This window comes from Vibrio sp. 2-Bac 85 (assembly GCF_037546705.1).
Lineage (GTDB): Bacteria > Pseudomonadota > Gammaproteobacteria > Enterobacterales > Psychromonadaceae > Psychromonas.
This window is the reverse complement of the sequence record NZ_JALAAB010000008.1, coordinates 157,755-170,105: the sequence shown is the minus strand read 5'-3', so window position 1 is coordinate 170,105 and position 12,351 is coordinate 157,755. Positions and strand designations below refer to the sequence as shown.

The 12,351-nt window shown below is 38.2% G+C and carries 7 protein-coding genes; all 7 read right to left on the bottom strand.

Going from position 1 to position 12,351, the window contains the following annotated elements; translation table 11 throughout:
• Window positions 1–2: 2 nt before the first annotated feature.
• The 7 genes from pyrG to mngA all read right to left on the bottom strand — a co-directional run bounded on the left by pyrG (window position 3) and on the right by mngA (window position 12,309).
• Window positions 3–1,640 carry a CTP synthase gene (gene pyrG, locus MT390_RS10795; RefSeq protein ID WP_166371648.1) on the bottom strand — a complete coding sequence of 546 codons (1,638 nt, stop codon included), beginning with the start codon at window positions 1,638–1,640 and terminating at the stop codon, window positions 3–5.
• Between the two features lie 373 nt (window positions 1,641–2,013).
• Window positions 2,014–3,606, bottom strand: coding sequence for a TerD family protein (locus MT390_RS10790; protein ID WP_499441078.1), 1,593 nt, complete (start codon window positions 3,604–3,606; stop codon window positions 2,014–2,016).
• A gap of 322 nt (window positions 3,607–3,928) precedes the next feature.
• Complete coding sequence (gene mazG, locus MT390_RS10785) at window positions 3,929–4,750, bottom strand: nucleoside triphosphate pyrophosphohydrolase (protein WP_499441076.1); 822 nt, start codon at window positions 4,748–4,750, stop codon at window positions 3,929–3,931.
• Window positions 4,751–5,085: 335 nt separating this feature from the next.
• Window positions 5,086–6,285, bottom strand: a complete 1,200-nt coding sequence (gene manA / locus MT390_RS10780; protein ID WP_499441074.1) for a mannose-6-phosphate isomerase, class I — start codon at window positions 6,283–6,285, stop codon at window positions 5,086–5,088.
• 81 nt (window positions 6,286–6,366) lie between these two features.
• On the bottom strand, window positions 6,367–7,518 hold the full coding sequence (locus MT390_RS10775) for a glycerate kinase (RefSeq protein WP_499441098.1): 1,152 nt from the start codon (window positions 7,516–7,518) through the stop codon (window positions 6,367–6,369).
• A gap of 108 nt (window positions 7,519–7,626) precedes the next feature.
• The gene (gene mngB / locus MT390_RS10770; protein WP_499441072.1) at window positions 7,627–10,272 is read right to left on the bottom strand and encodes a mannosylglycerate hydrolase; all 2,646 of its coding nucleotides are present in this window, start codon (window positions 10,270–10,272) and stop codon (window positions 7,627–7,629) included.
• 102 nt (window positions 10,273–10,374) lie between these two features.
• Window positions 10,375–12,309 carry a PTS 2-O-a-mannosyl-D-glycerate transporter subunit IIABC gene (gene mngA, locus MT390_RS10765; RefSeq protein ID WP_166371643.1) on the bottom strand — a complete coding sequence of 645 codons (1,935 nt, stop codon included), beginning with the start codon at window positions 12,307–12,309 and terminating at the stop codon, window positions 10,375–10,377.
• Window positions 12,310–12,351: the final 42 nt, after the last annotated feature.

The following is a 12,351-nucleotide window of genomic DNA, read 5'->3' as shown; positions in this document are numbered from 1 at the left end:
AACTATAAAAAACGACCTTGTTGATGATCTATCGCAGCTTTTATAAACCCTTTGAATAACGGATGTCCATCACGCGGTGTTGAGGTAAATTCCGGGTGGAATTGCGCTGCAACAAACCAAGGATGATCTGGGTTTTCAATTATTTCGACTAATTTTTTGTCTTCTGATAAACCAGTAATTTTTAAGCCTGCTTTCTTGATCGCAGGTAATAAATTGTTATTAACTTCATAACGATGACGATGGCGTTCAAAAATTTCTTTGCTACCGTACATTTCTAATACTTTAGATTTATCGGCTAAATGACATTTTTGCGAACCTACACGCATCGTACCACCTAAGTCAGAGTCTTCAGTGCGTTGTTCGACTTCACCTGACTTATCAATCCATTCGGTAATTAAACCAACAACTGGGTATTTAGTCTCTGCATTAAATTCTGTTGAATGTGCATCTTTAAGACCTGCAACATTACGTGCGTATTCAATCAATGCGACTTGCATACCTAAACAAATACCTAAATAAGGTATTTTATTTTCACGAGCATACTGCGCCGCTAAAATTTTGCCTTCAACACCACGTTCGCCAAATCCACCAGGGATTAAGATCGCATCGATACCTTCTAATACGCCTAAACCTTTAATTTCTACATCTTGTGAATCAATATATTTGATTTTCACTGTTGCAGCATTTTTTAAGCCGCCATGTTTTAAGGCTTCGTTAACCGATTTGTATGCATCTGGTAACTCAGTGTATTTACCAACCATACCGATAACGACCTCACTGGTTGTATTTGCTTCTTCAGAAACAACTTTAGCCCACTCACTTAAATCAGCTTCAGGACACTCTAAACCAAAACGTTCAATACAGATTTGATCTAAACCCTGTTGTTTTAACAATGCTGGAATTTTGTAAATTGAATCTACATCGCGTAATGAAATAACTGACTTTTCTTGCACATTACAGAACAACGCAATCTTAGCGCGTTCATTTGCAGGGAAGCTCACTTCACTACGACAAATAAGAATGTCAGGTTGAATGCCTAAACTACGTAATTCTTTTACAGAATGCTGCGTTGGTTTAGTTTTAACTTCGCCCGCTGTTTTTAAGTAAGGTAACAATGTTAAATGCATAAACATCGCATTAGCTTGACCTACTTTTAACGCTAATTGACGAATAGCTTCAATGAAAGGTTGTGATTCAATATCACCAACAGTTCCACCTAGCTCAACAATGGCTACATCATGTCCTTCACCACCAGCAACAACACGCGCTTGGATTTCATTAGTGATATGAGGAATAACCTGAATAGTTGCACCAAGGTAATCACCTCGACGCTCTTTTGCTAATACATCAGAATAGATACGACCGGTTGTAAAGTTATTACGTTTAGTCATTTTGGTACGAATAAAGCGTTCGTAATGGCCTAAATCGAGATCCGTTTCAGCACCGTCATCTGTAACAAATACTTCACCATGCTGAGTTGGACTCATTGTTCCAGGGTCAACATTAATATATGGGTCAAGTTTTAGAATAGTCACGTCTAAACCACGTGCTTCTAAAATTGCGGCAAGAGAGCCTGCTGCAATACCTTTACCTAGTGATGAAACAACACCACCAGTTACGAAAATATATTTTGTCGTCATAGTAACCCTAAGAATTAAAGAGTAGAAAGAAGCCGGTATTCCACATAAAAACAATCACACAGCAAAAATCATCAACTTAGCTAAGTTAAGTGATGTTTATACGTTATGTGACATTGTTATCAAAAATGAAGAATATTGAACATTTAGATGGGATGACATTATAGCAAGCGCACTTATTTTCGACAATCTTTTCTCTGCATTTACTCATATTATTTATTTTACCTGCAAAAACAAGGTTTAAGCTCTCTCTTAATAACAACTAAAGCAACAATAAACGCAACATAATGTTTCATAAATGGTATTGCGCCAGTAAAAGATGCTGCTTCATTGATTATACAAATATAGGGTGATTAGTAATGCTGGCTATTATCACTTAATAAGTTGAATTTTTAAGGCTAGAAAAGTCATAAAAAACATTACCTTCTCTATTAATAGCGGTATGCCCAAGCCCTTTATCGCATAGACTTTCTAGCATTTCGGTGGCTCGTTCAATATTAACTCGACAATGAGTTGCGATATCAAAAGGTGTGAGCTGATAGTTATTTGCTTTGATCATGTTGAGCACTAAACGTTCAAATTGCTCATCTTGAATTGTTTTTAATGACTTCGATGCATGTTGAAAACAAAACCAACCTAACCCACCTAACAGACAGGCAAGCGGTAGAAATAAAATTCGACTAAAGGTTAATAAAACCAGTAATGCTGCAATGCCCATCAATAAATAAGATAAAGACTGTAGTTTTTTATATTTATCTACCGCAGCTTTATTCTCGGCTTCAAAGGAAGCGATCTCTTGCTGTAACGTATTCGATGCTACGCTAGCTTTAGGAGCGACATAACGTAACTTAGGTGGAGAGAACTGATAACGTTGACCTATTTTATCTAATCCACCTGAAAACCCTTGGCCTACGGCTCGAATCGACCACCCCTGTTGATTACGATAGAAGTTCAGCAGCACCATAGTATTATAATTTTTATCAGTGGTTTCGCAGACGTACTTAGCCATCTTTTGGTCGGTATAAGTATTGCTCACGCTCAGCTCAATAAAATCAGCACTATTAATACGCTTACTCGCCGCACGCCTAGTTACTAAAATTTGAATCTTAGTGACATCTTGAGGTAGTTTATCTAAGTTAATCGATACTTCTGCATCGCTTAGCTTGACTCCTTCCCCACGTAATATCGTATTTTCATGATATAAAAAGTCTTTAATATTATTCACTTTATTATCACGATTGATAGCAACGACGTTAAGTGCCAAATCATCGATTTTAGGTACAACATTAAGCTTACAAGTGATCGCAGTGCAATGTGTAAAATGCTCACTAAGTGATAAATTCTGACCTTTTTGTAGTTGTACATTTTCAACGATACTTGGCTCTAATGGTTGAGTTATAACCTCTGGCTCGGTACTTTTATGCTCAGAAGTCACTGTAGGCTTTTCTTCAAGTCTTTCAGGCTTGGTAAAGCTCACCCCTAGCTCTGTTAACGTCGTTAAATATCCTGTTTTTAGTGGCTGGCGTTTATAGCCTAATTTCCATACGTTATTATGTAGGTAAAACTCAAAAAACATCACACCTTTATGCGTGTCATTAAAAGGTTCAACATCCATTTTTGCCAATCGACCGAGAGATAAATCATTAACTCTAATTTGAAAATGACTCATCTGCTTTAAAGAATAACGACTGTTTTCAGGTAAAAAACCATAAAAAGCAAGGCGATCTATTTTTGTATCAAGTTGTGGAAATTGAACAGTAAAATGCCGGCCTGATTTATCTAAACTCACAGCCTTGGGCAGCGGCCATTGATTGTGAGATATATTCGTTTCAGCGAGTACTTTCCCATCGCTAAAAGCCACAGCATAAATCGCGAGATTTAAATCACTTTTCAGGCTACGCCATGCAAAATCAATTTCAACACACCCTATTTTTTCAATTAAGATATTTTGGCCAACTATTAATGTCATAAATCACTACTTTCAATGAATAAAAAGGTACTTAAACGATTGCTATCAAAACCAATCAGACGATATTAGTAAATTAAAAAATCTAGCACAATCAATGTCAAGTTAACGAATAAGCTCAATATCGTCCTCTATACCCATAACTATTAAACAATCTTGATAATAATTATATGGGGTTAAAATTTAATTTTTAAATGCTTTATCAACGGATCTTTACCTTGATGTTACAACAATGCATATCAGCCAAGCTAAGTAATTACTTTAATATCGCATTAAATCCGATGCACAAAATAAGAGATAGCAAATTATTTGATAAGTATTAATTTTAACTTTTAACTTTTAGTTTTTTAATGTCATTCCATATGGCATCTAGTTCGTTTAGCGTGCAATCCCCCATCTCTTTACCTAATGATTTTACATGTTGCTCAACTAAACGAAAACGAGATGAAAACTTCTGATTTGCTTGATTTAATACCTGCTCTGGATTCGCTTTTAAATGGCGAACTAGATTAACGTTAGCAAATAATAAATCCCCTAGCTCATCTACAATACGCGCTTTTTGCTGTTCCTGTGTTAAATCAGTTCGTTTCACTTCGACTAATACTTCATCAATTTCTTCGTGTATTTTAGCAATAACAGGCTCTAGCTCAGCCCAATCAAATCCGACACTAGCCGCTCGTTTTTGAATTTTATAAGCGCGTGTAAGTGACGGTAATGCTAATGGAATATTATCTAAAATACTTTCTTCGGTATTTAATGATTTAGCTTTTTTGAGACGCTCTTTTTCTTTTTCAGCTTCCCAATTGGCGTTGATTTCTGCATCACTTGTAAACTCAGTGGTCGAGAACACATGCGGATGACGTCGAATCAGTTTTTCGTTTAAGACGGCTAAAATATCATCAAACTCAAACAAACCTTGCTCTTTTGCTAACTGAGCATAAAAAACCACCTGAAATAAAAGATCGCCAAGCTCACCTTTCAAATCATCAAAATCTTTATTAGCAATCGCATCGGCGACTTCATAGGCTTCTTCAATGGTATGTGGCACCACACTATCGAAGGTTTGTTTGAGATCCCATGGGCACCCTGTTTCAGGAGTGCGTAATTGCTGCATGATAGATAGTAATTGCGATAAATTTGCTGACATGATGATTCCCAAAGCGATGATAATTAAAAACGTAGGTTCAAATAGTAAATGCTCAGGTCGGCTTATGCAAAGCTTTAATCGATACGCTGAAAGATGAGAAAATAGAGATCAAGTTAATGGGTGTATAAAAGTCAGAGGCTGTATCTATAGACATATTGATGGACACGTCTATAGGCAATAATTATGGGCAGTATTTATGCGAATCTAGGTGAATAGAAAAGTAGTTTATTTTATAACATGTGAATGGTGAGCCAATAGCCTTGCTTTCTTTGCTTCTATATCCACTACCAATCAACATGCATTTTTTGCACATTGAATGGTAACGGGTAGATATATTAGTTAAATGCTCGGGCCACACGGCCTGTTGAAGTTAACTGGTATTGTTTTGTGTAGGCAGGAATAAATACTGATTGCCCTTTATTGATCACAACCGTTTCGCCACTTTCATGGGTTAGGGTGACATCATTATCCAAGGCTAATAATATTTCAGCACTATCAACTGTTAGCGTCAAATTTGTAATAGATTCAAACAATGCAAATTTAAAATCTTCAACTGGAATTGCGTAATACTCGCCACCCTCTTTTAATTCAGGAGTGAATTGTAATGAGTCAAAAGGAATAGCATCGAATTTAGTACATGCAACAAGCTCTTCAACATCCATGTATTTTGGCGTTAAACCCGCACGTAATACATTGTCAGAGTTTGCCATAATTTCAAGACCTGTACCTTTCAAATAAGCATGTGGTGTACATGCATATAAGAACATAGCTTCACCTGGTTGTAGCGTGATCACATTCAGCATTAATGGTGTAAACAAACCAATATCACCGGGGTGTTGAAGTGATAGTTCTAAAATAAGGGCAAATAATGGATCTTCTTGATTTTCATTGGCATATTCAAGCAGCTCATTAACGGCACATTCTTTTACTTCGCCTTTCAAAGAAAGTAACGCAGAAAAAAATATTTCTAATCCAGCTGAATCTAATGCAGAAGAAAAGGCATCAACAAGGTCGCCAATCGCTGCTACGTTAATTTTTTTAAATAACGCGATAGTCTGCTCGAACTCACGAAAGCCATTCATTGCTTGGTAAGGTGTTAATGCATAAACCAATTCAGGTTTATGGTTTGGATCTTTATAATTACGATTGCCAGCATTACGTGGAATGCCTGCAGCTTCTTCTTTTGCAAAACCGACTTCTGCTTGTGCTTTACTTGGATGAACTTGCACAGATAGCGCTTCGCCTGCGGCTAGTACTTTAAATAAATAAGGTAGTTCAGCAAATTGAGCATTCGTTTTAGGTGTTAAAATAGCATCTTTGTCTTGTGCTATAAAATCAGATAAAAGCTGTGTATTACCGTTGTTGATAATTTTAGAACAACCATTAGCATGAGCGCCCATCCAGATTTCAGCTTGATGCTTATTTTCTGGATTGTTAATGCCTAATAGTTTGCTAATAGAAGTACGGCTTCCCCATATATAATCTTGGATCACGTTTTCCATGGGGAAAAAGCAAGGTGAAAGTACTTGAGTCATGATGAGCCCTTATCAATTCGTTTTTAGTTTTATAAGTAGTAATTTAAAAGTAGTAACTTAAAAATAGTTATTTAAAAAAAGCTATTTAAGAGAAAGTTTATTTCCCATCGCTAATGTTGCCGCTACGTTTCTTGCGGTACGTGTTAAGTTTTGTTCTGCTTCATTGAGTACCTGGGTAAGTGCCTGTGGCGATCTCACGGTACCAAAAATACTGCCCATGGAGTCATACAAAGCATCCACTTCAGTACCTAGCGAGCCCGCTATTGCAATCACTGGAATACCGCGTTGTACCGCACGTTGAGCAATACCAAAGGGTGTTTTTCCGTTCAGCGTTTGGTTGTCCATCATGCCTTCACCGGAAATGACTAAATCAGCCCCTTGAAGTAGTTGATCGACATTCAAAATATCCAGCACCATATCAATGCCAGCTTTTATTTGAATATTAAACGCTAATGACAAACCTAAAGGCGCCCCACCGGCCGCGCCAAAACCAACACTTTGTTGATGATTAATATGCGTTGTTTTTTCTGCGATGTTGGCAAAGTGACTTAAGGCATTATCAAGTAACTCAACCATCTCTGCAGTGGCACCTTTTTGCGGGCCAAAAATAGCACTGGCACCATTTTCACCGGTTAATGGGTTGGACACATCACAGGCAACAATAAATTCAACATTGGCACAGCGTTTATCCAGATGAGTTAAATCAATACTCGTGAGGTTAGCTAATGCAGCACCGCCAAGGGGTAATTCATTACCTTGTGCATCTAATAACTGACCGCCTAATGCTTGCAATATTCCTGCGCCACCATCATTGGTTGCGCTGCCACCTAAACCAATCAAGATTTTTTGCACACCAAGGTCTAACGCTTGTAATATTGATTGCCCAGTACCAAAGCTGGTGGCTAATAATGGATCACGTTGTTCTGATGTAATCAAATCAAGACCAGAAGCGGCTGCAATTTCAATTAATGCGGTTTTGCTTTCGCCATCATCCAGTAATGCCCAAACTGCATTAACATCATCTTTAATAGGCCCATGCACGATTTGCTTTTGTCTTTGTCCATTAAGCGCATCAACTAATACATCAACGGTTCCTTCTCCGCCATCGGCAAGAGGGACTTTGATGTATTCACTATCGGGGAAAATTTCTGAAAAGCCATTTTCTATACAGGTTGCTACGTCAGCAGCAGAAAGTGATTCTTTGAATGAATCAGGGGCAATAACAATTTTCATCATTTCACCTATAAACCCCTCTGGCGAGGGGTTCTAATTATAGTTAACTAAAAAATAGTTTATATCAAGGGAGCGAATCAACTCATTAAGTGTATTGCCCCTTTTTGATTAAAACTTAACGCGGAACGTTTTAGCCTGACATGGACCTAAATCACCAAAATCTTGCGATTGTTGAGCAACTACACCTGGTTTTGGCGTTTCATCCATTAAGGTTTCTAACCATTCAGTGACCGGTGTTGTAAATTCGATATCACCTTTAACCGTTTCTGTTTCTGAAGGGTTGTAAACACGGATAATTAACGCATCTTCATCTTCAGCTTTTTTCAGAACACTTAACACTAAACCATTTTTATCTGCACTACATAAACTATAAGTTAATGGGATATTTTTCTCACCCACATTTAGTTTCATCGCATTAAATGGAATTTTGTTGTAACACTGAATAGGTGTTACGTTATCACGCGCTTCAGCCATTACATTAGCAGTAATATGATCACCAGCAAACCCAAACAAAGTGAATTCACAAACAATTTTACCACGTACTTGCGAATCAGGAGCTGGGATCTTGATTCCAGATGGACGACCAGGGCGAAGTAATAAATTCTCTTTACCTAATACACCGATACCACGGAATAAAGTTAAAGCAAATGTATCACGCTGTTCAGTTTCATTAGCAATGACTTCAAATTCACGTAAACCATTAGTCATAACAGCCATTCCAGCTTGACCATTTTCAAGCGCAGCAAAGTTCATTAATTGGTAAACAGGTACTGGCGCTTCTTTCCATTTTTCAGCTTCCCAAACTTGCATTGCAGGGTCATCGGTCGTACGAGTGATCAGACCAAACTGGTTATCAGCGACGACTGTATCTGTTACAAATGGTGTTGGAATAAGCACACGTACACGGTGATCATCAGCTTGGTTATCTAATTCCATACGTACTTCGATGCGACGAGTATCTTGTTTTAATACAACCTGACACACCACATCAACATAACCATCTTGGTTGCTACGTTGTTCACGTGACTCAAGGTTGGTAGGCACATTCATACGGAATTTAATATGCGCAACAGATTGTAATGCTTGATGCTCAACATTGGTTTCAACATCAAAGTCATTTGAATATAATAACCACTCTTTACGTGAAGGAGAGTAATCGTATTCATCACCATCATCAGAACCATCTTCAAGGCGTAATACCTGCTCAAACGTTTGCTCTGTTTCTTTATCAAATACAGCCAACGTGCCGTCATTGTTTACAGTAATTTTATAGAAGCTGTTTTCTAATACGTTTTGCTCATTTTGTGGTGCAACTTGTAGCGCGCCTTTTTCATTAGCTTGAACATGTAACGTAGTGAACCCCATTGCCGGTACGTTAACTTTCAATTGAATATTGAATTCCATGAACGGGTCATAGTTACCATAATGTACAATTTGACGGTCAATTTTACCTGGGTCAATTTCTTGTTGACCTTCAATAAAGTATTCAACGTCATTGCCTGCATCATCAAAGATTTTAAATTCTTGAGCACGGATCGTAATCATTGTATTAACAACTTCTTCACGTGCATATGGCGATAAGTTAAATAATGCTAATTTATCACAGCCCTCTTTTTCAGGCATATGATCGACGATTTTACGTTTGTAGAAATTAATCAGGTTAGTGGCCATATCGTCAGCAAGAATATAACGATTTAAAATTTCAGCGTGAACCTTATCGCTACAACAACAACCGATAGAATCATGAGCATGATTTTTCATGCTTTCTTTCCACATTTTTTCAATTAAACCATGGTGATAATCAAAACCAAGTTTGAATGCAATTGAAGCAAGCGGCTCTAGAATGTTAACAATTTTGTTTTCAACTTCAGCGTGAATAAGTTTAATATCCATACGAGTAGAAGAAATTGTGCGGTGAACACGCATGTATTTACCATCGTTAAATTCACCTTTAATAGTATCTAATTGATCGCGTTGTGCTTCAATTTTTTCAAATACGTCTTCGAAACGGCTCATCAAGAATTCACGGTCAGGGTAAGCTTCTCGTAAAATGTCCATCACCTCAAAGATATTTTTTTGAATAGGCATTTGATCATGGCCATTCGGTAATAGAATATCTTTAGTGACAGACGCGTTTTCTAATACTTTTAAGTAAGTATCTAAACGTGTGGTTAATGCATCTTTATCTTCTGGTAAGTATTTACCAATTGCATAACCTAAAGGAAGGACTTGTGCAGTGACTTCACTTCCGTCATTTGACTGCCATAAGAATTCAGTTTTGTTAGTACCGTGACGTTCAGAACAACCACGCCAGAACATAGTACGGTCAATACCAAAGCCGTTATAGATCATTGGTAATTGAGAACTCATTGAGAAAGAGTCTGGTAGGTAACCAATTTTCATCGGCTCACCTAATGCTAAACAATCACGCATGCCGTATAGCATATTACGTACAATTGATTCACCAGAAACCTGCATCGTATCGGTTTGTGAATACCAAGGGCCTACAATTAATTTACCAGCTTGAACCAATGCTTTAACACGCTCTTTACCACCTGGGATAACGGCAAAGTAATCTTCTAATAATGCTGTTTGTCCATCAAGTACGTAGTATTTGTAATCAGGATCTGTTTCCAGACGCCCCATTATTTCTTCCATGTTGTTCACTAATAAAATACGAGATTCTTCCGTAGTGAAATACCATTCACGATCCCAGTGCATGTGTGGAGTAATGTGTACGCGAGATGTAGTCATAATTTTATACCTTAAGATAAGTGGTTAATGAATAACCAGCTACTTTGAGAAATAGCAAAAAAGGCATAGTGAGAAAGTCCACTATGCCAATCATTGTTTTTATTAGTTAGTTGCAGTCATACCCGCTAATTTTTCTTTTTTAGCGTGATGTGCTCTCCAAGTAATTAACATTGCTGTCGAGATAACCGTACCAATCAGTGCAGCACCGAACCAGATACCTGCTGCCATAAAGCTACCAATACCAGCATCATGCAATAAGAAGATTGAGAAGATACCAGCGCCCGGTGTTGAAAGGCCAATACCCGCACCACCAACAATTGCACCTGTCACCATAGAGCCTACAAGGAATGAACCGATAACACGTACTGGATCTTCAATCGCCATAGGAATCGCACCTTCGGTAATACCTGCTAGGCCTAACAACCAGGTTGATTTACCCACTTCAATTTCAAACTCTTTAAATAAGCGAGGAGCAATCATAGTAGAGAAAGTAACGGTAAAGGCAGAAACCATTTTAACCGAACCAAAGATTGCGTAAGGGCCATAAACACCATTTGCCATCGCACCTAAACAGAATGCATAAGCCGCTTTGTTAACCGGACCACCTAAGTCGAAAGATACAAATATACCGATAATTGCACCTAGTAACAATGTGTTGCTACCCGAGAGGCTGTTCAACCAATCAGTCAATCCTTGGTTTAGGAAAGCAACAGGTTTACCAACAACAAATAGCATCAAGCTACCGACTACAACCGTACCAATAACAGGGTAAAGGTAGAAAGTTAAAAAACCGTTGAATGCAGGGCTTAAACGTACGTTTTCTTTTACCCAACGCATTACATAACCGGCTAATAGACCACCAACAACACCACCTAAGAAACCAGAACCGATTAAGTTAGCCGCAAGACCCGCAGCAAAACCAGGACCTAATGCAGGTTTATCGGCAATAGAGTAAGCCGTATAAGCTGCTAATACCGGTACCATCAAGGTGCCTAACATACCGCCACCTAATTTACGGTACATCCATAGCCATGAACCATCTGTTCCGTACAGTTCTTGCAAGTCAAAAATTTGTGCAATCAATACGGCAATAGCCAATACTGAACCACCTGCAACGATTAATGGAACAGCAAATGAAATACCACTTAATAAAGCACGTTTCAATTCTGTTTTAAGCGGTAATCTTTTAGGTTTATCTTCTGTCTGTGCAACACGTGCCGCACCAGTACCGTTTTTACCCGCTTCTAATGCTTCATTAAGAATGCGCTCTGCATGTTTGATAGGCTCAGCCACTGCTGTTTCAACACGTGGGATACCATCAAATCGTTCAATATCTTTAATCGATACTTCAGTAGCAAAAACACAGGCAACCGCTTCATTTAATTGTGCAGCAGTTAAACGGTCTTCAATGCCGTTTGCACCTTGTTTTTCAACATAGACATTAATGCCTAATTTCTTACCTGCTTTTTCTAAGTATTCCGCAGCCATGTAAGTATGTGCAATACCTGCTGGGCAAGCTGTCACACAAACAACGGTTGGTTTGCTTGAATCTAATTCAACTTGTTCCTTAGCAACTTTTTTACCGTCTAATAAAGCAAGCACTTGCTCTGGAGTAGTTGCATTAAGTACTGCTTCACGAATGTCATCATCTACTAAAGTAGTTGTTAATTCAGTCAACACTTGCATATGTGTAGACCCCGCCTCAGCATTAGGGATCGCAAGTAAGAAGATTAAATTAACATCTTCGTCTTCATCTTCATCAATACCTTTCCACTTTAAATCTTGCTTCAAAGTAGCAACGGCAAAGCTTGCTTCTTTTACTGCATCAGATTTACCGTGCGGTACAGCAAGCCCTTCACCTAAAGCGGTAGGTCCTTGCTCTTCACGTGCAAATACTGCCGCTAAAAATTCTTCTTTGTTATGCAATTTACCTTGCTGATCTAACTTTTCAGTTAGCGCATGAATAGCATCATCGCGACTAGCAAACGTAGTTTGCAATGTCATCAAAGATGCATTTGTTAATGTTGTCATTTTCATAATCTTTGTCCTATTTCCACAAGTCCCACAAATAAAATCGGT